Source organism: Stenotrophomonas sp. YJH_SMC_14-1, assembly GCF_059372275.1.
In genome coordinates, this window is the sequence record NZ_JCAFVK010000002.1 from 70,067 (window position 1) to 87,870 (window position 17,804).

The window sequence follows — 17,804 nt, forward strand, 5'->3', positions numbered from 1 at the left end:
TCATTCCTCCGGCGTGGCCGACTTGATGGCATTGGGGTGGGGGTCGATCAGCCCGCCAAGGCGCAGCGCCTCAACGTGTGCCGCGCTGACCTGGATCACTTGGCCAACCTTCCCGAGGTGGTTGTTACTGAGAACCAGCGCCGGCACGGTTTCGCCCTCCGGCGGAGCCGGTACTTCATCCGATGGCGGCAGGTCGTTGTCCGCCTCCACGGTTTCGGGCCTCTGGCTGTCTCCGCCCTCGTCCGTCTCCGGCTCACTGACGGCATCTGCCGCGCCAGCGTCGGGGCTTGCGGCGTCCGGCTGCTCGCCCTGACCAGCCGCTGCGTCCACTACCGCAGCTGGCGCTTCCTGCGCGTCGGCCGGACCGCTGGCCGCTTGCGCGGAGGTGTTCTTCTGCTTTGCCATGATCGTCTCCGAGGGACGCCCGCGCTGGGGCGTCCCTCCGTTCGTGGGCCGAGGCGGTTAAGCCGCAGCGCCGTGCTTGAAGGTCTTCACCGCGCCGCCCACGTCGACCAGGTTGCCGCCAGAGCGCATCCAGGCCATGAAACCCACCTGGCCCTTCTTCACATAGGCCGAGTCGTTGAAGCGGAACAGGGTCACGGCCATCACGTCGCGGATCTTGTAGTAGCTGAAGTCGCCGAACGCGATCGAGGTGGCGCCTGCGGCCGGGGCCGGGGCGTGCTGGTTGATCTGGATATCGCGATTCAGCAGACGATCCGGCGCACCGCCCGGATTGCCCTGCTCGTAGCCCGGCACGAAGATCGGCCGGCCCTGGTCGTCCTTCACCTTGCGAATCAGCTTCAGCATGTCGTCGTGGAACATCCACTTGGCCAGCTGGCGATACGCCGGGTCGACGCTGTGCTCCAGGTCGACCAGGTCGTCGTAGGTGACGATCGGCAGCGCCGAGACAGCGCCGATCTTGCCCACCGTCGCGGCAGTAAAGGCACCCATCGGCTGGCCAACGCCGGTGCCGACGGAGTAGTGGCGGTTGGTGACGCGGCCCAGGCGGGTCTGCAGGCGCTTCTCGATGAAACCGGCGATATCGGCCGTGCTGTCCTGCAGCAGCTCCCACGGCACGGTCACCACCTTGGAGCTGTACTTGTACACCTGCAGGCCCTTGGTGCCGAAGGCCACGTCCTGGTCGTTGGCCGACTGGTTTTCAGCGACCAGTTCGCCCTCTTCGGAGGTGCCATCGCTGGTCGGATACTGCATCGGCTCGCCGCCGGAAGTGCTGAACACATCAGCCACCTGGCGCATGCCGCCGAATGCCTTCAGAGCATCCAGGATCTGCTCGGCCAGCGTGGTCGGAACGGTGTAGCCACCCTGCTCCGGGTTGACGGCCGGATTGCTCGACATGGCCGCGTTGACTTGCTTCCAGTCCTCGGCGCTCAGGGCGCTGTCACCGCCACGCGCCCAGCGGTCGAACAGGCGCTCCTCGTTGGAGAGTTCACGGCCGCCGCGGTTAGCAGTGTCGTGCTCACGCACGCCCTGTTCGCGCAGTGCCTCGTCGGCCGTAAGGTCCATGACCTTCTGATGACGCTCGATCGCCGCGTCGATGCGCTCGATCTCGGCGATGTTGTTGTCGTACTTGGCCTGGTTCTCCGGCGTCCACTTGTTGCCGTCGCCGGTGCTGGTATCCAGCAGATTGCGGGTTTCCTTTGCCAGCGCGGTGCGGCGCTCCCGCTCGGCCTGAATGTTGAAGGGCATTGGTGATTTCCTCGTGTCGAAAAAAAACCGCCTTTCGGCGGTCAGGATGAACTGCGGGCGGGAGTCGCTTACGCAGCGGAGCGTTCCAGCAGCGCCAGACGGCGCGACAGGTTTGCCTTGTGGGCGGCGGCGGCGGCGCCGTCGTCGGGTTCGGTGGCACGGTTGGCCAGTGCGGCAGGCGCGTTGTCGTAGGCGGACAGGTCCCAGGTGTTGGATGCCTTCTTCTTGCCCACGATCTCCACCACCTCGTCTGCGAAGCCGTGTTCCTTGGCTTCGTCGGCCGTGAACCAGGTCTCCTCGTCCATCCACTGGACGATCTGCTCCTGATCCTTCCCAGTACGACGGGTGTAGTCGCCGGCCAGGCCGGCATCGATCTTGGCCAGCAGCTCACCGGTCTTGGTCATGTCGGCCTTGTTGCCGACCGTGATGGTCCATGCGTTGTGGATCATGAACGCGCCGCCTTGGCTGATCTCGACCTTGTCGCACGCCATGCAGACTCCGGTCATAGCCGAGGCAGCCAAGCCATCGATGTGGGCGATGACAGTGGCCTTGTGCTGGGCGATGGCAGTCATCATGGATCGTGCCGCAAACACGTCACCGCCGGGCGAGTCGATGCGCAGATGAATCACATCAGCATCGATGCCGGCCATGGCCTGCGCAAACATCGTCTCGTCAATGTCGCCCCACCACCCGCCGATGACGCCGTGCAGGTAGATGGTTGCCTCCTTACCTTCGGTCTCCGCCCGGATGGGCTTGGACTGGCCGGCGTTGTTCTTGGCCAGCTGCAGCAGCTTAGGAATCGGCATCGTCAGGGTTCCTTTCAGGGTCATCTCCGCCCGCCTTGGCCGGTGGCGCGGGTTCTTTCGGTTGGTAGAGCTTGTCGCCGCCCTCGATGGGAGGCAGGTTCTTGAGGCGGCGGACTTCGTTGACGACCATCCAGCCTTGGGTGCCAGGGCCACCCAATGCCTTGCTGAAGTATTCGGCCTGCGTCTTCGAGTCGCCGGCCATGAACATGTCCACGTTGTGCTCAACGAAGTAGCGCGGCGCGCGGAACAGCTTGCGGTTCAACTCGTCCTTGATCCGCTTCAGGTGCGGGCCCAGCGTGTACTTCACGAAGCCGATGCCCATGCTCTCGATGCCACTGCCCCAGCTGGTCGCCTTGGTGGTTTCACCGATCATGTGGGGCGGCACACCGAAGGCGCGGGCCACATCGATCACCTGCCACTGCCGGGACTCCAGCAGCTGCTGGTCGACCGCCGACATGGTCAGCTCGTGAACCTCCAGCCCCTCGGTCAGGACCAAGGGGATCCGACGGTTGCCCTGCACCCCGCCGTACTTCTTGACCCAGGCGTCGCGGAAATCGTCCTGCTGCTCCTTGGTCATCTTGTTGGGCGTTCGGATGGCCACTTCGGGCTTGCCGCCCTCACTGAAGAACTTGCCGGCGTGCTCGTCACCCTGGATGGCGATGCCGATGCCATTCCGCGCGCCCCACTGGATAACCGACATGCCGTGCACGCCGTTGAAACCGAAGCCAGGGAAATGGAGCACATCGTCCTGGTCAACGGTGAAGTACCCGTCCGCGTCATGGAACGTGTACTGCAGGCGCGTCGGTTCGCGCGGGCTGGTCTTTTCCTGCTTGAGGATCATCACCCTGTCGCGTGGCCAGGGAATCAGCCCGGTCGCCATGCCGGCGCGGTTGCGCGTCACGTACACCACGCCGTCACCGCGCAGCAGCATCTGCCCGACGATGAACTCCCAGCCGGTAGCGCTCGACCAGCCGGAGGAGAACTGCTCGTTCAGCAGCCACCAGTAGTCGTGCTCCGCCCGCTTGCGATGGCCGTCCACCCGCTCGAACACAGGCAGCGGCAGCTGGGCGATCGCGCCGGCCAGCAGCGAAACGGCAGCGAACACCGCCGAAACCCGCATCGCCGATTCCGGGCTGACCACGGCTCCGGAGGCCGTCGTCGGGTTCCCGAACACCTCGAACATGCGCATGTCGGAGGACTGGATCACCTCGCCGTCGACCAGGTTGCTGATCGTCGGCTCGATACGGTCGCGGGCATCGGCCCGCCGGTTCTTCTCGAATAGTCCGAACATCAGTCGATCACCACGAAGCCTTGTTGGGTTGTGCCGGTGTCCCGCGCCTGCATGGCGCGGCCCATGGCCATGATTAGCGCCACCGCGCCGTCGATCTTGCTTTCCATCTTTTCCTTGCGGGGATAGACGTGTTCCTTGGCATCCACGCGCGCCACTACGTTGCCCATCATCCAGGTCATGGCCGCGTTGCCGTCGTGCCACAGGCGCCGCGACAGGATGAGCGCCTCCACTTCTTTCATGGGCTCGGACAGATTGCGCACTGACTGCGCCATCTCCACGGTCGGCAGCCCTTCCTGTTCAAGGCGCGTCATCAGGTACGCCGCTTGGGCCGGGTCAAAGGCAATGTCCCGCACGTCGACGCCCTGTGCCGCAAGCTCTTTCAGCTCCTCTTCGATGAACGCGTAGTCCGTCATGTTCCCCGGCGTGGACACGATCAGCTCGTCCAGCAGGAACTGCTGGTACTTCTCGTTTTCCTCCACGGCCGACTCCGGCACGTAGAACCGGGGAATGACGTAGTAGCTATCGCCCTTCTCGAACAGCAGCACCACGGCAGCCACGTCCAGCTTGGATGCCAGATCGACGCCGACCCAGCACGGACAGCCCGCAAAGTCCGACACCTCAAACCGGCGTTTCTGCCGCTGCCAGGCCAGCATGTTCATCCATGCCAGCTTGGCGCCGACCCAATCATTCAGGTGCTTGGTACGGAACGCGCTTTGCTTACTGGCCGACCGCTTTGCCTTGGCGAGCTGGTCGAGCAGGAACTGCTCAAACACGGAAACGCCGTAGTTCGGGTTGGCCTTGCGCAAACTCGCCGGATCGTCCCAGCGGTCGCCCTCGTCTATACAGTAGATCGCCGCGAAAACCGTCTCGTCAGTCACCTCACCGCGCAGGATGCGGATGGCATCGCCCCGCATCTCGAAGCATGGGCCGGAGAGGTTGGTGCCCGCCGTGGTGATGATCGACAGCAGGGGTTGCTCGCGCGCGCCCATGCCGGTTTCCATGGCGTCGACCATGTGGTCATCGTCATGTTCGTGGTACTCGTCCACCAAGGCCGCATGCGGGCTGGAGCCGTCGCCGGGCTTGCCGATCATGGTCTCGAACTTGGACATGTCCTCCATGACGAACAGCGGGCCCGGGTTCTTCGGGTTGCCCGCCTGTTCGATACCGAAGCGGGCACGCAGCGCCGGCAGTTTCTGGACCATTTGCCAGGCCGGGCGGAACACCTCGTACGCCTGTTTCTCGCTGGTAGCGCCCGAGTAGACCTCCGCGCCCGCCTCGCCGTCAGCGCAGAACAGGTACAGGCCACGGGCAGCCAGTCGCAACGACTTGCCGTTCTTTCGCGGGATCTCCTCGTATGCGCGGCGGAAGCGCCGGTGGCCGGTCTTCTTGTGGACCCAGCCGAACAGATTGCACTCGATGAAGTGCTGCCAGGGCTCCAGCACCAGCAGGCGCTTCTGTGCCGCCCACTTTCCTTTCGTGTGCGGCATCTTCTCCATGAACCGCACCGCGCGGTCCGCCTTCTCGGTGTCGTACTTGTAGGGCCAGTCGGCCCCCTTGCGCTTCAGATCATCCAGGAAGCGCTGGCACGCCAGACGGATGAACTCGCCGGCCGGGATCTTTCCTGACGTGACGCCCTTGGCGTATGCCTTGGCTGATTCGCTCGGCGTCATGGATCAGAACTCGTCGAATGGGTTGCCCTCCGGGGTCTTTTCGGTCCCCAGCTTCTGACGGTCAGCCGGGGTCAGGCCCAGGCGCGCCAGGCAGCCGATCAGGTGGGAGTACTTGGCCGCAACGAACTCGCCGCGGTTCGCACGGAACTCGGAAAGCAGCGATGACGCCACCTCCATGATGAAACGGTCTGCGCTGGTCAGGACGCCAGGCAGGGCGCACTTCTCCAGCTCCTTCCAGACCACCGCGACCTCGTCCGGCAGATGGCCGGGCACCTTGCCCAGGGCCTTCCCCGTCTTTGGCACCTCGGCCCTGTAACGCTGCGGGTTGCGCTTGTCCGCCCCCTTGAGCTTTGCCAGCTCGGCGGGCTGCTTGTGCCTGGCCATCGCCGGTCAGCTCCAAATCCAAAATTCAAATTCTGTGGACGCGAGAAGAAAGGGGGGCGCGCGTATCGGGCGAGGAAGGCCCTCAACTTTGGCCCTCCCCCCTCCCTTTTCGTTCAGATTTCTGTGGATAACTCGCGCCCCATGCAGGCGCGCCCTGCGGGCTGAGATCCCGGCCGAATCCGCCGTTCTCCCGCGCTGTCTTGGCGCTATGGCACGGCCGGCACAACGGCTGCAGGTTGCTGTCGGCGTTGTTGGAGTCGTCCCCGTCGATATGGTCGACCTCAGTGCCCGCGCGCACCCTACCCTGCTCAGCGCAACACCTGCACAGGGGCTCACGAGCCAGCACCACCGCACGGATCCGGCGCCACAGTGAGGAGTTGGTGGGCAGCGCGCGGCGCGCCTGTCTCTTGCGGACCTGAGCGCTGGTCTCCTTGTAGGGGCGCCACCCGGACGCACGATGTTGCGGTGGCCGGGTGGGCATCAGTAAGGCATCCCGTCCAGGTCGAGACGCGCAGGCTCGGCACCTTCGTCCTGCACTGGTGCGCCGGCCTCCTCGCCCAGCAGCTGCGCCACCGCCTGCACCAGCAGCCCAACGTGCATGGCCAGCTCGGCGATCTGCTTGCCCTGCTGCTCGATGATCCCGACCAGTCGATCGATACGGCTGTCGGTGCTGCTCTCGATCAGCCCCGCCAAGGCTGCGACAGCAGCAGCGCGCGCTACCTCTTCAATCCGTGCAGCGTCCATCACCAACCCTTGTCGTTCGCAGTACCAGGCCGCGGCGTATCCACCGCTCGACCCGCTCCCAGTTCGGTTCCATGCCCTTGGCCCTGGCAACCCGGACCAAGGCGGCCAGATACCACCGCAGCCACCACCTCATGCGGACAGACGCCGTCACGTTCGCAGGCATCAGAACACCTCCACTTCCCAGCCACCGCCGTCTCGCTTGGGCCGGACCTTCACCGCAATGAAGCGAAACGGGTACATGGCGGCGGCAATCTTGATCTTGGCCCTTGCATCGTCCTGCCAGTGGCCCTTCACCTCGTGACATTCCATGACGCCGTCGGCAGCCATGACCGCAAAGTCCGGCGTGTAGAACGTGTTGTCGGCCAAGCGCAGCTTCATGCCCTCAAAGCGGTGCCACTGCACCTCACCGGTGGCCTGCAGCGCGCGCAGCCGCTCGGCATACGCCGCCTCGGTCTTATTCATCTCGCCGGTCTTCAGCCGGCCCAGCGCGAGCACTCGACGGTTCATTGCGTCACCGGCTGCCGGTCAGCTGCGATTACCGCTTGGCAGGCGCGGACCTGGTCGTCGGCGTCACGCCCGATTTGAACAAGAGCACCCGCGACCTCTGCTCGTAGTTGGGCGTGCGCATCACGTTCGACGGCGCCGGCGACGGCTTCGGACAGGCGAGCGGTATTGCAGGTGGCGAGGTCGTCGCGCAGCTGGAGGCTGCCATCACGCACGCCAGCAACAACAGCAGCAGGGACGGTCGCGGCCGTAGTGCGGTCTTCTTCATGCTTCGCTCCAATGACGGCCAGCTGCAGAGCCTTGCTCTGCTCGCTGGCTCGGGTCTGGTTCACTTGGTCCGCCAGTGCTTGGGCGCCGGCGGCACGCTGGTCGGCTTCCCTGCCCTCTGCCCGATCACCGCGCCAAGTCCAGCCAGCACCGAACATGGCGACGGACCACAGGGCGAACGCGGCGGCTGCGATGGCAATGCGGTTCATTCGGAGCCTCCTGCCCTGATCGTGTCGCTGTCCGGGTCGAACGGTGGCGGCTCCAGGCTGGCCGCGCGCATGAGACCTTCAAGCCTGTAGATATGGCGGATCAGGCGAAGCTCTCTGGCTTCCATCCGCCCTACTCGTTCGCCCAGCCTGGTCACTTCCTCACGCATCAGCTGGATCACGTTGACCTCGGCCCCTTCCCTGGCTGTCTCTACGAACTGCTTGCGCCACCACAACGCCACACCGCCGGCGCCAACCATCAGCCCTCCGACGGCAGTGCCGATTGCCTGCCAGTCCACGTCCAGCCCGGTCACGGCGTCACCGTCCCGCCGGCCTTGCGATAGACGGCCACCAGGTCAGCAAGATGGTGTTCGTGCTGGCCGTACCCGGCGCCGGGCAGGCTCGCCCAGATGTTGCTGACCGCCTTGATGGCCTCCGGGATCTTGCCTGCCTGGATCAGCGGCAGCGCGCGGCGCTCCCGGATCTGCTGCAGCGCGATCAGGTCCTGGCTCAACGGCGTGAAGTCCTTCAGGCCGAGGGTCTTCCTGTAGGCGTCGAAGTAGCGGCGCAGCACCTGGTAGCGGCCGGCCGCAGTGGACTGGATTTTGAGCTTAGGCAGATCCACCAGCACGCGCGGGTGGTCACCGTAGTTCGTGAAGAGCCGCCCGCCAACGATCACGTCATAACCGCGGTCCTTGGTGGGCTGCTTGCCGTTATCGGTCCCCTCGGACCAGGCCAGCATGTCGAGGAAGGCCACGACGTTCACGCCGCCAGCCTGTTGGGGAGTGATCTGCGCCATGGCGTCTCCGAAATAGAAAAGCCCCGGCTGGGCCGGGGCTTGCGTCTGGATGCTGGGAAGATTGCCGCCTTTTTCGATGACCTAGGAAGTCATCGTTAGGCAGCGTGCGTAAGCGCCTTGTTGAACTGCCTTGCAGCGCGCGCCTCGGCAGCGCGGAAGTTGGCCAACATCCACTCATAGACAGGTCTCCAGAACCGGCTGTAGGCCGACCAATCGGCCCCGATGGCAGCCGCACGCTTACGACCGCTCAGGTGTTCAAAGCCGCTTCCGCCACAGTCCCCGCAGCTCACGATGCCTGCTCCCGCCGGATCCGGCAGAACCTTCTTCCCAGCGCAGCGCGAGCAATCGCATGCACCGGACATCTCGGCGATGACCGCCCCAGCCAGCACCCCGAGTTGCTCCATCGTGTTGTTCGGCCATGCCGCCGAACGCGCATCTTCCAGCGCCTGTTCGGACCGGCGAACCTCCCGCCGTTGGGTATCCGTAACCACGCCCCCGCACCAGCCCATACTGGCCTTCGCGATCCCGAACTCCGTACGCGCGTCGGCAAGTGCGTGCATCTGTCGAGTGAACTCGGGCGCGACCAACGCAACGACTGCCTGCCGCAGCTGCTCCCGACGGCGCAGGCCGCTCTCGGGCCACCACAACGCCTGCAGCAGCTCATGCCCCAGGCCTTGAGGAACGTCTGCCAGCGCAGCGACGATCTCCTGCGTCGACGGACCACCGCCGACTCCATCAAAGCTCATCGACTTTGGGCCAGTCCGGCTGGACAGCAGTTCGCGGGCATCGTTCAGTCGCATTCGCCTTCCCCTTGGTGGTTTGCTCGTGCAGCGCGCGATCGCGCCAGGTGTTTACTCAATGCGGCCCTTTTGAGGGCCTCTATCTGGACCAGGTGAGGGTCGATCACGCAGGAACATCCGGCCGGGCCGCGAGTGCGGCGGTCATGCTCGCTGCTCCCAGCTTGCCGTCAGGTGCTGCACTTCGCCGCCACGCGCCTTGAACTGCTCCACGGTCTCGGCTGGGCAGCCAGCGCGTCTCGCGGCCTTTGCTCGCTTGGGCCGGGAAACGGTGTTGTGGTCCATCCGGCGCTCGCGTGGCGCCCGCTGGGGATTGACCCTCGGCGCCATGACCTTCGTGTTCTTCATGCTGCTGCCCTCAGTTCGTTGATGTAGGTCTGGTTTGCAATCAGCTCATCGTCTGAGCCGTACGTCTCGTGGAAGATCCGCGAGCCATCCATCAGGCTCGGGCCGTAGATCTGGCGCATCGTCGCGAAGGTGTTCCCCTCCATCGGGTAGCGCTGGTGGTGCCACTTGCAGAGGGCGAAGCCGTCCATGTGCCCGCGCCGCAGGTTCCCGCTCTTGGTGTGGTTGTAGTCGCAGCCGTAGACCACCAGCTCCGGCTCCAGCAGCTGCTGCTGCAGCAGCACCAGGCAGGCCATGCACGGGCCGGTCTTGGCCAGCTCGATGCGGGCGCTCTCTTCCCTTGTCGGTGGTGGTGCCTTCGACCACATCAACGCAACTCCGGGATCGGGCCGGCGTAGCGCGTGATCGGAATCTGCCGCATGCCATCGCGCCACACCCGGGTGCCACGGGTGGCGTACAGCACCAGCGGCTTGATCCCGTACCCATAGGCCAAATACCAGCCGGCCACCGCCACCGGCTCGCACACCGGGCGCACTTCCAGTTCGACGTGGTCCTGACTCATGCCGCGGCGTCCTGAGCGGAGCCGAACAGCTCGGCGATCTCGGCCAGCCGCTTCCGCGTGCGTTCGTTTGCTTCCGGGCTCGCCTCGACTCGGCCGGCCAACAGCGCCAGCGGGTTGAACGCCGGCGTGGCCGGTGGCAGCGACAGGTACTCGGCCACCTGCTCATGCGCCAGGCGGCCAGCGTTGACTGCCTGCTGCAGCGCTGCGTCGCGGGCGCTAGCGTCGTGGCCCAGCGACGGCTGGTAGACGGCGCAGCCGCCTGCAGCGCGCGCCTCCTTCACCAACCGGGTATAGACCTCCAGGAATGCGGCCCGGCCCGCAATCTTGTCGCCAGCCTCTACCAGCGGCAGTGCCGCAGTCCACGCATCACGGGTCTGCTCACTCCACACCAGCGTTACCGCCTCGTCAGCGGCGCGGATGGCCACGGCCCATGCTTCGTTGGGTGCCGGGTGTCCGTCGTCAATGCGCTCCATGATCGCGGCCAGGCTGAGCTTGCCTTTCACCTCGCGCCGGCAGGCAGTCAGCGCGTTGGCCAGCACCGGCAGCGAATAGGTCGCCAGGTCGGTGACCATGTAGGCCGCAGCGGCCGGACGGATCTGCTCGCCCATCACTTCAGCCGTGGCCACCAGCATTTCGACCAGCCTCTCCTGATCGGCATCACTGAGCATTGGCGCTCCCCTTCATGCGGCGCAGCAGCGCCTTGGCGTCGTCGGCGGCCGAGGCGTTGGCCTGGGTCTGGTCCTGCTGCAGGGCGATGGTGGCGGTCACTTGTCGACCGGTGGCCCACTGGGTCCGGTACGCTTCAGCGCCGGCCAGCAGCACACCCAGGTCGTGCATGCGCTTCACGGCGTACTGCTCGTTGACGCTCACGAACCACCCAGCCACCAGCGGCGCCTCGTCACGTCCCAGTCGCTTCACCAGATCCCGAACGTTGGTGTTGACCTTGGCGTTGCGGACGGGGTCCACGCCGTGGCGATTGCGGTAGGCGGCTCGGTAGGCGCCCCACGTCGCTTTGCAGGCCAGCTGCATCTGCTCCTCCAGCTCCGCCTTCGTCGGCGGCGTCGCCACCGGCGGCGCAACTGGCGGTTCATCTGACGGTTCAATGGGGGTTATATGACGGTTAGGCGGCACGGGGCGCACCTCCAGACCTGCGCCCGCTGCCTCACCCCCTGCGCCGGGCGCATCCCCTTCTGCACCGGGCGCACCCCCTGCATGGGGCGCAGCACCTGCGCCCGGTGCAGCACCGTTCTTTGCGGTCTTGCGGGTGCCCTTGGACGGCGCAGCGGCCGCGTTGAACTTGGCCGGCGTGACCGAATAGACCGTGCTGCTGTTGAACCGGCGATCACGCGCCAGCAGGCCAACGGCCTCCAGGTGATCCATGGCGCTGCGCACAGCGCGCGCCGACATGCAGCAGCGCGAGGCGATTGTGCCGACGGCTGGCCAGCACACGCCGTCGTCGTTGGCTTGGTCAGCCAGCGAGATCAGAACAGCCTTCTGCGTGACGCTCAGGCCCTGCAGCGGCCAGCACTGCGACATGATGATGGTCGACATGTCAGAGCCCCAGCGTCATGTTTTCGCCCGGCGCAACCGGCCACCAGGTGCAGGCGCTCCGGCCCGAGATCGAGCAGGGCTTCTTCGGCCCGCGCCAAGCACGGCCAGCTTCGGCCAGCTCGGGGAGACGGCGTGCCAGCACGTATCGGCAAATGTTGGTCTCTTGAGCAAGCTCATGGCTGGTAAGGCCGGGATGACGCTTCACTGCAGAGGCTGCTGCGGCTTGCTGGTCTCCCTGCAAACCGGATTGAACGACGTAGCGTGCGGCCTCGTGACTGGTGCTGAGGTCGGTTGATCGGGCCGGATGGTTCATCGACGTGCCCTCCCCTTCGCCGCAGCGCGCGACACGTTGCGGATGAGGCGATGCGCCATCGTGATCAGCGAGTTAGCCTCTTCCACCATCAGGCGCGCTTCGTCGCTGTCGATCTGGCGATCGGCCATCGCATCCACTGCAGTGCCAGACAGCCGCCCCACCCGCGTGGTGATCTCCAGCAGTTTCGTCTGGATGGCGCCAATCTCGTCCGACCAGCCTCCCTCCGGCGCCGGCGGGACCGTGGCGACGGCCATGCCGAACTGCCCAGCCAGCGCCTGCATCCAGTCCAAGGCGTAGTCGTTGCCGCCTGCCTTCTCCTGCATCCATTCGGTCAACAGTTCGGCAATTTCCAGCGTCACCGATTCACCCTCCAGCCCGCGCAGCTTGGCGCGCAGCGTTTCCGGGTGCATGGACTTGCCGCGGCGGTCGGCCAGGAAGGCGGCTGCGTCCACGACACCGCCGGGCGTCTTGCGCACGGAGTTGTAGAGAACGTCGAGCCAGTTGAGAGCGGATGTGCGGCAGGTCATGGGTCACCTTGGGGAAGGCTGTGTTTCAAGGTTTCGGGCTGGGCCCGGGTGGCGCACGATGGGCGCCATGCAGATCAACAAGTCAGGGATGACGGCCAGGGATGGCCTTTCAGGCGCTGTCGACGGGCCCAATACGGTGGGCGTCCGGATCATCGTTTGCGGGCTCGGCCACTGGCGTAGCCTCAACACCGAGCAGGCGCTGGATCTGAGGCAGCGCGGGCAGAGCACCCTCCTCCGCCCAAGCCTCGACCTCTTCTACGGTCAGCTGCAGCAGGACGGCGAGGTGCTTGTCGCTGCCAATACCGAGCCTGTCGCGCAGCGCGCGCTTACTGAGGCGAATGTCGCCCTTCACCTCTACGCGCAACTGCGCGCCTACCTCACCCTGGGATTCGGCCGGATCTGGCCCGAAGACGTCCGGGCGGAGCTGGTGACGGGAGACGCCAGTCGCCATTTCAATTGCGATGCAACGTTCTGCTGGGACGCGACAGCGGTCGTACCAGCCGGATACCGACGGCGGCTTGATGCCGAGGAGCTGAGCAAGAGCCTGCTGGCTACCTGCCGACTGAACTGCTCTATCGAGGGCTGACATGTTCATGCCAGCTATTAGTCCACAGCTAATAGCTTATTGCAAGCTGGCAGCTGCACGAATTCGATTAGTTACCAGCTAACCTCCAGTGATGGACATTCGAGAAATCCGCAGCCGCAATTTTCGACACCTGATCGATGCCCTTGAAATGAAGGGGGTCAAGGGCCGCCGGGATCAAGGCGCCCAGCTGGGCGGCTTCTTGTCTGCGTCCTACGTGTCCCAGCTGCTCGGCGGGAAGTACATCGGCGACGATGTGGCGAAGAAGATCAGCAGCGCCCTGGGGAAGGACCATGGCTGGATGGATCGACCCCAGTGGGGTGAAGACGGGGAGGTATCCGTCTCACCAATCCCGGAGAATGAGACGCCACCCGGCTATGTTCGCTTCGACTTGTTTGAAGGGAGTGCAGGGATGGGCGTAGGGATGGTTAACCAGGACTACCCAGAGGTGGTGAAGACCATCGAGGTTGCAGAATGGGAAGTCCGCAGGAAGCTCGGTTACCTACCTAAGCCAGGCAGGATCCAGATCATCACCGGCCGTGGGCCGTCGATGCGGCCCAAGCTCGAAGACGGCGACATTGTCTGGATCGACACCAGCTGCGACTTCTTCGACGGTGACGACTACTACCTGATCAACATCGGTGGCGAGACGCAGATCAAGATGCTGCAGAAGCGCGGCGACGGTCTCTACGTCGTAAGCGTCAACACTGACTTCCCGGCCTATCGGCCAGATCCTGGCGATGTGAGCATCCTGGGGAAGGCACTAATCCACGCAGGTTTGCGTAAATTCTAGGTCCCGGTCTGTGCTAGCGAGAAGAAGAGGCCCCGCCAGTGCGGGGCCTTTTCTTTTTCTCAGTCACGGCCGGTCGGCTTGCCGAATGGCAGCGCGCATAGTAGCCAATGCACCATGTGGCTCCGCCTCTCGGGCGGGAGTCACTGAAGGCGACGAAGCAGCAACGCCCGGATCGCGCGCCTCCGCGATCGCGTTCGCTCTGCGCAGCTCCACAAGAATGCCCTGCAGAAGCGGCTTGATGCCGAAGATTGCGAACGGAACGAAGATCCACAGGACGGTCACGACCAGGCCCATCACCACAAAGAAAAGCGTCACGCCCGTAGAACCCCACTCCATAGTTGATCCTTCCTCGTATAGACCGGGAACGTTAGCACGGCCGAAACACCACCTAACTCAATTCATCAATTCATTAGCTGATAGCTGTTGACTAACGATTAGCTCTCGACTAACTTTAGCTCCAGCCGCCCACCAACACCCCATCCCGGGGCCGGGCGCAGGAGATCAGCATGTCCACCCTTTCCCTCGGCGTTCGCCAGTCGACGCCAACCGTCACTGCCGACAACCACAACGCCAAGGTGGTTTCCGACCTCGGCGCCGCCCGCCTCCTCCAGTCCGCTGACGAAGCCGAGCGCTACGCCGGCCAGCTACTGGAAGCTGCCAAGCAGCTGCGCGCCGCGCAGCAGGGCGCAGCTGCATGAGCGCCGCCCTCGCCCACCACTCCAGCGCACAGCGCGCGGCAGCCGCCGCAGGCATCGTCGCCCGCGCCGGGCGCCGTTGGGGCCTGCTGCCCTACCAGGTCGTCGTAGTCGCCAGCATCGCCGCCAATGCCGTCCTGCGGCAGGGCAAGAGCGCAGCAGGTGCTGTCGCTGCGGCCCGCCGCGCAGCGCGCGCACAGGCAGGTGCTGCATGAGCGCCGCTGCGGAAGTGCTGGCGGCGAAGCTCGCCGGCCGATGCTCAAACGGCCTCGAGCGTGGACAGGGCACCAACCTGCACGCGATCCCATCCGCGCAGGTGCGGCGCCACGGTGGATATGTCGAAGCCACCGGCAAGGCGCTGTGCGGAGCAGCGCCAGGCCGCCGTTCCGTGGGCTGGACCGCCTGCGAATCGCATCCGGTGACCTGCCCTCGCTGCCAACGCGCCCTCGCGCGTAGCAAAGGCGGTTCCGCGTGACCGACCACGACTTCTGCGCCGCCATGGCCGTCGGCATCCCGCCCATCAAGGCCCCTGCGGCGCCGGCTCCAGTCTGGATTGGCATCGATCTGGCCAACGGCCCCGACACGCGCATCGAAGTCGGCAGAGCCGCCGACGGCACGTTCTACGCCATCAACCAGGAGCAATCCCCATGACCCAGCTGAAAGCCTTCTACGTCGATGACATGCCGACCATCTACGCCGCCGCGACGGCTGAAGAGGCCGCCCGTCTGTATGAGGAAGACGTGGGCGATCCCTGCGATGACGGCTATCCCCGCGAGGTGTCCGCCGCAGAGCTGGATCGGTCGATCCCCGAATTCGGCGAAGACGAACGGCCGACCGGCGAGATGACGACCATGCGGACCTGGCTGGAAGAAGCCAGCCCGGGCTTCCTGTGCGGGGCCGAGTGATGCGCCACCTGGCCCTGCCCATCTACTGCGCCGTCGTCGTGATCAAGCCACCGTTGCTACTCGTACTTGCGTGCAATGTGCGCGAGCCTCTTGGCGCCTTGCCAATCCGTACGATCTGCGCCTGCGTTCTCTTTAAGTCCTTTGCCGAGGTTCATTCCAGGCTCCTCGATAGCCACAAGTTCAATGCTGAGCCAGGTCGCCAAGGCCTGCCGGAGATTGGAGAGTCCTTCAGCAACTTCTCTGTACCAAGACAAGTCGCCCTCTACGTTGTACCGCTGACCTGGCTCAGGCGTAAACAGGTGGACTCGCCGCTTCTCAGCGGCAGAGAGCACTGCCACTCCCTTCGTTACTTCGTTCTCAACATGTCTAGGCATGTATTGGCTAAAAGGAATCAGTTCCCGTGCCTGAGCCGAACTAAGTACGGAGAGAGACTTGGCCATCTGATCGTACTCCCACGCATCGGCCACCCCCGCTGTGGGCAGTTCGAGTACGGCGCGGATAGTAATCGCCTGAATTGCAAGGTCATCGGCGAGCACCTTCGCAAGCGCAATCGCCTGCCTCTTCTTCGCTGTGCGATCGATCCATACGGGCAGGATGCCTACAAGCAGAGCAACTACCGCCGCGAAGCCAGTAGCAACGGCCGATATGGCGGTCCAGTCAAGTCCAGTCGTCGCAGCTTTACCTACGTGCACCAAGACACTCATCTGAAGATCCCCCTGTGGACTCGCCGGCATTCTGCCATGGCCCCAGCCTGGGAGGTATGTCGTGCATAACCAGCTCGACATCTTCGATCACGACGCAGCCCGCATGGCAGCGGCCAACCGCGCCGCCGCCGAGCGCGCCCTGAACGATGTGCAGTTCACCGCAACCGTGCGCCAGGAGCGCCACGACTACTACGTGGGCGAAGCCGAACGCTGGGAACACCTCGCCGCGCACAGCGCGCGCTCCACCCACAGCAAGGACATGCAGGCATGAGCAATGGCTAAGTTGCAGGAATCAGGGCTGGTCGATCAACTCCCGCGCAAGCTTCGATCCGTAGTCGAAAGCTTCCTGGACGCTGCTGAATTCTTCGCGGTGTCCGTCGGACAGTCTGCGGCTGGGGAATCCATCCACGTAAACAGCCTGAACCGCAATTTCCCCGGTCTCAAACTGCCAAATCTCCACGTCGAAACCGATTCCCTTGTACTCGCCATCCCGCATGTAGTGCTGGATGCTCTCCATGACCGCTTCTCCGGTGGTGACGCGACGGATGCTGGCCGAACTTCCCGCGCGGATCAAGTGGGGGTAATCCATGGGTAAGGGAATGCCAATCGGCCTGTGCGGCGTCTGCGATGACCCGCTCGACCTCGCCGACGCAGGCGTCTGCAAGTCCTGCGGCAACGGCTTCTGCTGGAACGAATGCGGCTCTTGGCATCACGGCCAACACACCTGCTCTACATGCATGGACGAGGACGAGGAACTGGAAGAAGACGAGGCAGACACACATGGCTGACCAGCTCCGTACCGCTGCACCGGTACGCAACGTCACCAGCGCGCGGTTCATTGCGTCGCCCGGCTCGAGCGTCCTTGCCGCTCGATTCCAATGTCTGTTGTCGTGCGGCCACGTCGTGATCCGCCCAGGTGAGCACGTGCGCGGCACAAGGTTCTCCCTGCGCGCGCCCCACACAGCACCGTGCAACCAATGCCCGAAGGAAACCACCCGTGCGTGACGGTCGCCGCGTGATTGGCGCCACACAAGCAGCCGTCCTTCTGGAACAGCTCGAAGTCCATATCGAGGAGTGCAAAAAGCCATGACCCAGGAACATATCAGCCACCCAGAGGCGTTGCCGAACTGCGCCGCCGGCCACCGCGCGCGTCACATCCACGACAAGCGCTGTGCGTCCGCCGGCGGCGGTCACCTGGTCGAGTGCGCCTGCAGGTCGACCAGCAAGCATGCCGACCCCGATGCGGCCATTGCTGCATGGCGTCGACTTAACCGCCCGGCCCGCAGCGCGCGCTCTGCATCGGTCGATATGCCGATCGACAACGTTCTGCAGTTCCAGCTGGGGCTGGCCGACCGTCCTACTAAGGCTCGCCGCATCGGAGGCCATCATGGGCGCGGCTGAAAGACTGGAAGAGCTGCTATCGCTCGATCGCGTGCGCCAGATGACCGGCATGGGCACGACCTTCATCTACGGAGAGATCAAGGCCGGCCGCTTCCCGCGCGCTATCCGCATCGGTCGCCGCGCACTCTGGATACAATCCGAGGTGCAAGGCTGGGTTCGGCAGCAGATCGCGCAGAATCGACCTTTGCAGGTGGATGGGTAAACGGGCGGGTAGCGAAGGCTGTAGAAACGAAAAAGCCCCTATTTCTAG

At 64.7% G+C, this 17,804-nt stretch carries 33 protein-coding genes; 9 read left to right on the top strand and 24 right to left on the bottom strand.

Annotated elements, in window-relative coordinates; genetic code table 11:
• The 21 genes from AC5P9P_RS05235 to AC5P9P_RS05335 form a co-directional block, all read right to left on the bottom strand.
• Positions 1-405 carry a hypothetical protein gene (locus AC5P9P_RS05235; protein WP_111187867.1) on the bottom strand — a complete coding sequence of 135 codons (405 nt, stop codon included), beginning with the start codon at positions 403-405 and terminating at the stop codon, positions 1-3.
• A gap of 57 nt (positions 406-462) precedes the next feature.
• On the bottom strand, positions 463-1,707 hold the full coding sequence (locus AC5P9P_RS05240; protein ID WP_197567685.1) for a phage major capsid protein: 1,245 nt from the start codon (positions 1,705-1,707) through the stop codon (positions 463-465).
• Between the two features lie 68 nt (positions 1,708-1,775).
• Positions 1,776-2,513, bottom strand: a complete 738-nt coding sequence (locus tag AC5P9P_RS05245) for a head maturation protease, ClpP-related (protein WP_049431050.1) — start codon at positions 2,511-2,513, stop codon at positions 1,776-1,778.
• Positions 2,500-3,804, bottom strand: coding sequence for a phage portal protein (locus tag AC5P9P_RS05250; RefSeq protein WP_495232630.1), 1,305 nt, complete (start codon positions 3,802-3,804; stop codon positions 2,500-2,502). The genes AC5P9P_RS05245 and AC5P9P_RS05250 overlap by 14 nt, the downstream gene beginning before the upstream one ends.
• Positions 3,804-5,474, bottom strand: a complete 1,671-nt coding sequence (locus tag AC5P9P_RS05255) for a terminase large subunit (protein WP_100438254.1) — start codon at positions 5,472-5,474, stop codon at positions 3,804-3,806. Before AC5P9P_RS05255 ends, AC5P9P_RS05250 begins: the two co-directional genes overlap by 1 nt.
• Before the next feature lie 3 nt (positions 5,475-5,477).
• The gene (locus tag AC5P9P_RS05260; RefSeq protein WP_005408955.1) at positions 5,478-5,858 is read right to left on the bottom strand and encodes a hypothetical protein; all 381 of its coding nucleotides are present in this window, start codon (positions 5,856-5,858) and stop codon (positions 5,478-5,480) included.
• Positions 5,859-5,940: 82 nt separating this feature from the next.
• On the bottom strand, positions 5,941-6,339 hold the full coding sequence (locus tag AC5P9P_RS05265) for an HNH endonuclease signature motif containing protein (RefSeq protein ID WP_197567681.1): 399 nt from the start codon (positions 6,337-6,339) through the stop codon (positions 5,941-5,943).
• Positions 6,339-6,602 carry a hypothetical protein gene (locus AC5P9P_RS05270; RefSeq protein ID WP_197567679.1) on the bottom strand — a complete coding sequence of 88 codons (264 nt, stop codon included), beginning with the start codon at positions 6,600-6,602 and terminating at the stop codon, positions 6,339-6,341. The genes AC5P9P_RS05265 and AC5P9P_RS05270 overlap by 1 nt, the downstream gene beginning before the upstream one ends.
• 162 nt (positions 6,603-6,764) lie before the next feature.
• The gene (locus AC5P9P_RS05275; RefSeq protein ID WP_197567677.1) at positions 6,765-7,109 is read right to left on the bottom strand and encodes a DUF1064 domain-containing protein; all 345 of its coding nucleotides are present in this window, start codon (positions 7,107-7,109) and stop codon (positions 6,765-6,767) included.
• Positions 7,106-7,582, bottom strand: a complete 477-nt coding sequence (locus AC5P9P_RS05280; protein ID WP_197567675.1) for a lysis system i-spanin subunit Rz — start codon at positions 7,580-7,582, stop codon at positions 7,106-7,108. The genes AC5P9P_RS05275 and AC5P9P_RS05280 overlap by 4 nt, the downstream gene beginning before the upstream one ends.
• A complete protein-coding gene (locus AC5P9P_RS05285; protein WP_197567674.1) occupies positions 7,579-7,893 on the bottom strand; it encodes a hypothetical protein in 315 nt (104 codons plus the stop codon). The genes AC5P9P_RS05280 and AC5P9P_RS05285 overlap by 4 nt, the downstream gene beginning before the upstream one ends.
• Complete coding sequence (locus AC5P9P_RS05290; RefSeq protein ID WP_197567673.1) at positions 7,890-8,378, bottom strand: glycoside hydrolase family protein; 489 nt, start codon at positions 8,376-8,378, stop codon at positions 7,890-7,892. Before AC5P9P_RS05290 ends, AC5P9P_RS05285 begins: the two co-directional genes overlap by 4 nt.
• 95 nt (positions 8,379-8,473) lie before the next feature.
• Positions 8,474-9,178: a hypothetical protein gene (locus tag AC5P9P_RS05295; RefSeq protein ID WP_197567672.1), complete on the bottom strand. Its 705-nt coding sequence runs from the start codon at positions 9,176-9,178 to the stop codon at positions 8,474-8,476.
• Positions 9,179-9,319: 141 nt separating this feature from the next.
• Entirely contained in the window at positions 9,320-9,523 is a 204-nt protein-coding gene (locus tag AC5P9P_RS05300; RefSeq protein ID WP_197567671.1) for a hypothetical protein, read from the bottom strand.
• Positions 9,520-9,888 (bottom strand): Ref family recombination enhancement nuclease, encoded by a 369-nt coding sequence (locus AC5P9P_RS05305; protein WP_197567670.1) that lies wholly within the window; start codon positions 9,886-9,888, stop codon positions 9,520-9,522. Before AC5P9P_RS05305 ends, AC5P9P_RS05300 begins: the two co-directional genes overlap by 4 nt.
• Entirely contained in the window at positions 9,888-10,082 is a 195-nt protein-coding gene (locus tag AC5P9P_RS05310) for a hypothetical protein (RefSeq protein ID WP_197567669.1), read from the bottom strand. The genes AC5P9P_RS05305 and AC5P9P_RS05310 overlap by 1 nt, the downstream gene beginning before the upstream one ends.
• Positions 10,079-10,750: a hypothetical protein gene (locus AC5P9P_RS05315; protein ID WP_197567667.1), complete on the bottom strand. Its 672-nt coding sequence runs from the start codon at positions 10,748-10,750 to the stop codon at positions 10,079-10,081. Before AC5P9P_RS05315 ends, AC5P9P_RS05310 begins: the two co-directional genes overlap by 4 nt.
• On the bottom strand, positions 10,740-11,633 hold the full coding sequence (locus tag AC5P9P_RS05320) for a helix-turn-helix domain-containing protein (protein WP_197567665.1): 894 nt from the start codon (positions 11,631-11,633) through the stop codon (positions 10,740-10,742). The genes AC5P9P_RS05315 and AC5P9P_RS05320 overlap by 11 nt, the downstream gene beginning before the upstream one ends.
• A gap of 1 nt (position 11,634) precedes the next feature.
• Positions 11,635-11,946 carry a MarR family transcriptional regulator gene (locus AC5P9P_RS05325; protein ID WP_197567663.1) on the bottom strand — a complete coding sequence of 104 codons (312 nt, stop codon included), beginning with the start codon at positions 11,944-11,946 and terminating at the stop codon, positions 11,635-11,637.
• Positions 11,943-12,473, bottom strand: a complete 531-nt coding sequence (locus AC5P9P_RS05330; protein ID WP_197567661.1) for a phage regulatory CII family protein — start codon at positions 12,471-12,473, stop codon at positions 11,943-11,945. The genes AC5P9P_RS05325 and AC5P9P_RS05330 overlap by 4 nt, the downstream gene beginning before the upstream one ends.
• 109 nt (positions 12,474-12,582) lie before the next feature.
• Positions 12,583-13,068, bottom strand: a complete 486-nt coding sequence (locus AC5P9P_RS05335; RefSeq protein WP_197567659.1) for a YdaS family helix-turn-helix protein — start codon at positions 13,066-13,068, stop codon at positions 12,583-12,585.
• A gap of 82 nt (positions 13,069-13,150) precedes the next feature.
• Here AC5P9P_RS05335 and AC5P9P_RS05340 point away from each other — a divergent pair, with 82 nt between their 5' ends.
• Positions 13,151-13,849, top strand: coding sequence for a S24 family peptidase (locus tag AC5P9P_RS05340; protein WP_197567657.1), 699 nt, complete (start codon positions 13,151-13,153; stop codon positions 13,847-13,849).
• Between the two features lie 63 nt (positions 13,850-13,912).
• Here AC5P9P_RS05340 and AC5P9P_RS05345 read toward each other — a convergent pair whose 3' ends face one another.
• Positions 13,913-14,185 (bottom strand): hypothetical protein, encoded by a 273-nt coding sequence (locus AC5P9P_RS05345; RefSeq protein WP_197567655.1) that lies wholly within the window; start codon positions 14,183-14,185, stop codon positions 13,913-13,915.
• A gap of 170 nt (positions 14,186-14,355) precedes the next feature.
• On the opposite strand from AC5P9P_RS05345, the gene AC5P9P_RS05350 reads away from it, so the two are divergent.
• Genes AC5P9P_RS05350 through AC5P9P_RS05370 form a run of 5 tightly spaced genes read left to right on the top strand, consistent with a single transcriptional unit; the run spans position 14,356 to position 15,449 of the window.
• Complete coding sequence (locus AC5P9P_RS05350; RefSeq protein ID WP_197567653.1) at positions 14,356-14,547, top strand: hypothetical protein; 192 nt, start codon at positions 14,356-14,358, stop codon at positions 14,545-14,547.
• The gene (locus AC5P9P_RS05355; protein WP_197567651.1) at positions 14,544-14,759 is read left to right on the top strand and encodes a hypothetical protein; all 216 of its coding nucleotides are present in this window, start codon (positions 14,544-14,546) and stop codon (positions 14,757-14,759) included. Before AC5P9P_RS05350 ends, AC5P9P_RS05355 begins: the two co-directional genes overlap by 4 nt.
• Entirely contained in the window at positions 14,756-15,019 is a 264-nt protein-coding gene (locus AC5P9P_RS05360) for a hypothetical protein (RefSeq protein WP_197567650.1), read from the top strand. Before AC5P9P_RS05355 ends, AC5P9P_RS05360 begins: the two co-directional genes overlap by 4 nt.
• A complete protein-coding gene (locus tag AC5P9P_RS05365; protein WP_197567649.1) occupies positions 15,016-15,195 on the top strand; it encodes a hypothetical protein in 180 nt (59 codons plus the stop codon). The genes AC5P9P_RS05360 and AC5P9P_RS05365 overlap by 4 nt, the downstream gene beginning before the upstream one ends.
• The gene (locus AC5P9P_RS05370) at positions 15,192-15,449 is read left to right on the top strand and encodes a hypothetical protein (protein ID WP_197567648.1); all 258 of its coding nucleotides are present in this window, start codon (positions 15,192-15,194) and stop codon (positions 15,447-15,449) included. The genes AC5P9P_RS05365 and AC5P9P_RS05370 overlap by 4 nt, the downstream gene beginning before the upstream one ends.
• Before the next feature lie 56 nt (positions 15,450-15,505).
• Here the strand turns inward: AC5P9P_RS05370 and AC5P9P_RS05375 are convergent, their stop codons facing one another.
• Positions 15,506-16,153 (bottom strand): hypothetical protein, encoded by a 648-nt coding sequence (locus AC5P9P_RS05375; RefSeq protein ID WP_197567647.1) that lies wholly within the window; start codon positions 16,151-16,153, stop codon positions 15,506-15,508.
• A gap of 61 nt (positions 16,154-16,214) precedes the next feature.
• On the opposite strand from AC5P9P_RS05375, the gene AC5P9P_RS05380 reads away from it, so the two are divergent.
• Positions 16,215-16,424 carry a hypothetical protein gene (locus tag AC5P9P_RS05380; protein WP_197567646.1) on the top strand — a complete coding sequence of 70 codons (210 nt, stop codon included), beginning with the start codon at positions 16,215-16,217 and terminating at the stop codon, positions 16,422-16,424.
• Positions 16,425-16,445: 21 nt separating this feature from the next.
• On the opposite strand, the gene AC5P9P_RS05385 is transcribed toward AC5P9P_RS05380, so the two are convergent.
• The gene (locus tag AC5P9P_RS05385; protein WP_197584379.1) at positions 16,446-16,742 is read right to left on the bottom strand and encodes a hypothetical protein; all 297 of its coding nucleotides are present in this window, start codon (positions 16,740-16,742) and stop codon (positions 16,446-16,448) included.
• A gap of 497 nt (positions 16,743-17,239) precedes the next feature.
• Here AC5P9P_RS05385 and AC5P9P_RS05390 point away from each other — a divergent pair, with 497 nt between their 5' ends.
• The gene (locus AC5P9P_RS05390; RefSeq protein WP_197567642.1) at positions 17,240-17,554 is read left to right on the top strand and encodes a hypothetical protein; all 315 of its coding nucleotides are present in this window, start codon (positions 17,240-17,242) and stop codon (positions 17,552-17,554) included.
• On the top strand, positions 17,541-17,756 hold the full coding sequence (locus tag AC5P9P_RS05395; protein ID WP_197567640.1) for an AlpA family phage regulatory protein: 216 nt from the start codon (positions 17,541-17,543) through the stop codon (positions 17,754-17,756). Before AC5P9P_RS05390 ends, AC5P9P_RS05395 begins: the two co-directional genes overlap by 14 nt.
• The last annotated feature ends 48 nt before the right edge of the window (positions 17,757-17,804 follow it).

What these genes read in the sequence shown, in the direction of transcription:
- AC5P9P_RS05260 (WP_005408955.1), bottom strand. Translation starts at nt 5,858, where the DNA reads ATGGCCAGGCACAAGCAGCCCGCCGAGCTGGCAAAGCTCAAGGGGGCG.
- AC5P9P_RS05310 (WP_197567669.1), bottom strand. Translation starts at nt 10,082, where the DNA reads ATGAGTCAGGACCACGTCGAACTGGAAGTGCGCCCGGTGTGCGAGCCG.
- AC5P9P_RS05345 (WP_197567655.1), bottom strand. Translation starts at nt 14,185, where the DNA reads ATGGAGTGGGGTTCTACGGGCGTGACGCTTTTCTTTGTGGTGATGGGC.
- AC5P9P_RS05315 (WP_197567667.1), bottom strand. Translation starts at nt 10,750, where the DNA reads ATGCTCAGTGATGCCGATCAGGAGAGGCTGGTCGAAATGCTGGTGGCC.
- AC5P9P_RS05390 (WP_197567642.1), top strand. Translation starts at nt 17,240, where the DNA reads ATGACCCAGGAACATATCAGCCACCCAGAGGCGTTGCCGAACTGCGCC.
- AC5P9P_RS05235 (WP_111187867.1), bottom strand. Translation starts at nt 405, where the DNA reads ATGGCAAAGCAGAAGAACACCTCCGCGCAAGCGGCCAGCGGTCCGGCC.
- AC5P9P_RS05255 (WP_100438254.1), bottom strand. Translation starts at nt 5,474, where the DNA reads ATGACGCCGAGCGAATCAGCCAAGGCATACGCCAAGGGCGTCACGTCA.
- AC5P9P_RS05295 (WP_197567672.1), bottom strand. Translation starts at nt 9,178, where the DNA reads ATGCGACTGAACGATGCCCGCGAACTGCTGTCCAGCCGGACTGGCCCA.
- AC5P9P_RS05335 (WP_197567659.1), bottom strand. Translation starts at nt 13,068, where the DNA reads ATGAACATGTCAGCCCTCGATAGAGCAGTTCAGTCGGCAGGTAGCCAG.
- AC5P9P_RS05375 (WP_197567647.1), bottom strand. Translation starts at nt 16,153, where the DNA reads ATGAGTGTCTTGGTGCACGTAGGTAAAGCTGCGACGACTGGACTTGAC.
- AC5P9P_RS05245 (WP_049431050.1), bottom strand. Translation starts at nt 2,513, where the DNA reads ATGCCGATTCCTAAGCTGCTGCAGCTGGCCAAGAACAACGCCGGCCAG.
- AC5P9P_RS05385 (WP_197584379.1), bottom strand. Translation starts at nt 16,742, where the DNA reads ATGGATTACCCCCACTTGATCCGCGCGGGAAGTTCGGCCAGCATCCGT.
- AC5P9P_RS05355 (WP_197567651.1), top strand. Translation starts at nt 14,544, where the DNA reads ATGAGCGCCGCCCTCGCCCACCACTCCAGCGCACAGCGCGCGGCAGCC.
- AC5P9P_RS05395 (WP_197567640.1), top strand. Translation starts at nt 17,541, where the DNA reads ATGGGCGCGGCTGAAAGACTGGAAGAGCTGCTATCGCTCGATCGCGTG.
- AC5P9P_RS05360 (WP_197567650.1), top strand. Translation starts at nt 14,756, where the DNA reads ATGAGCGCCGCTGCGGAAGTGCTGGCGGCGAAGCTCGCCGGCCGATGC.
- AC5P9P_RS05370 (WP_197567648.1), top strand. Translation starts at nt 15,192, where the DNA reads ATGACCCAGCTGAAAGCCTTCTACGTCGATGACATGCCGACCATCTAC.
- AC5P9P_RS05350 (WP_197567653.1), top strand. Translation starts at nt 14,356, where the DNA reads ATGTCCACCCTTTCCCTCGGCGTTCGCCAGTCGACGCCAACCGTCACT.
- AC5P9P_RS05300 (WP_197567671.1), bottom strand. Translation starts at nt 9,523, where the DNA reads ATGAAGAACACGAAGGTCATGGCGCCGAGGGTCAATCCCCAGCGGGCG.
- AC5P9P_RS05340 (WP_197567657.1), top strand. Translation starts at nt 13,151, where the DNA reads ATGGACATTCGAGAAATCCGCAGCCGCAATTTTCGACACCTGATCGAT.
- AC5P9P_RS05330 (WP_197567661.1), bottom strand. Translation starts at nt 12,473, where the DNA reads ATGACCTGCCGCACATCCGCTCTCAACTGGCTCGACGTTCTCTACAAC.
- AC5P9P_RS05265 (WP_197567681.1), bottom strand. Translation starts at nt 6,339, where the DNA reads ATGCCCACCCGGCCACCGCAACATCGTGCGTCCGGGTGGCGCCCCTAC.
- AC5P9P_RS05290 (WP_197567673.1), bottom strand. Translation starts at nt 8,378, where the DNA reads ATGGCGCAGATCACTCCCCAACAGGCTGGCGGCGTGAACGTCGTGGCC.
- AC5P9P_RS05325 (WP_197567663.1), bottom strand. Translation starts at nt 11,946, where the DNA reads ATGAACCATCCGGCCCGATCAACCGACCTCAGCACCAGTCACGAGGCC.
- AC5P9P_RS05240 (WP_197567685.1), bottom strand. Translation starts at nt 1,707, where the DNA reads ATGCCCTTCAACATTCAGGCCGAGCGGGAGCGCCGCACCGCGCTGGCA.
- AC5P9P_RS05305 (WP_197567670.1), bottom strand. Translation starts at nt 9,888, where the DNA reads ATGTGGTCGAAGGCACCACCACCGACAAGGGAAGAGAGCGCCCGCATC.
- AC5P9P_RS05280 (WP_197567675.1), bottom strand. Translation starts at nt 7,582, where the DNA reads ATGAACCGCATTGCCATCGCAGCCGCCGCGTTCGCCCTGTGGTCCGTC.
- AC5P9P_RS05250 (WP_495232630.1), bottom strand. Translation starts at nt 3,804, where the DNA reads ATGTTCGGACTATTCGAGAAGAACCGGCGGGCCGATGCCCGCGACCGT.
- AC5P9P_RS05270 (WP_197567679.1), bottom strand. Translation starts at nt 6,602, where the DNA reads ATGGACGCTGCACGGATTGAAGAGGTAGCGCGCGCTGCTGCTGTCGCA.
- AC5P9P_RS05275 (WP_197567677.1), bottom strand. Translation starts at nt 7,109, where the DNA reads ATGAACCGTCGAGTGCTCGCGCTGGGCCGGCTGAAGACCGGCGAGATG.
- AC5P9P_RS05320 (WP_197567665.1), bottom strand. Translation starts at nt 11,633, where the DNA reads ATGTCGACCATCATCATGTCGCAGTGCTGGCCGCTGCAGGGCCTGAGC.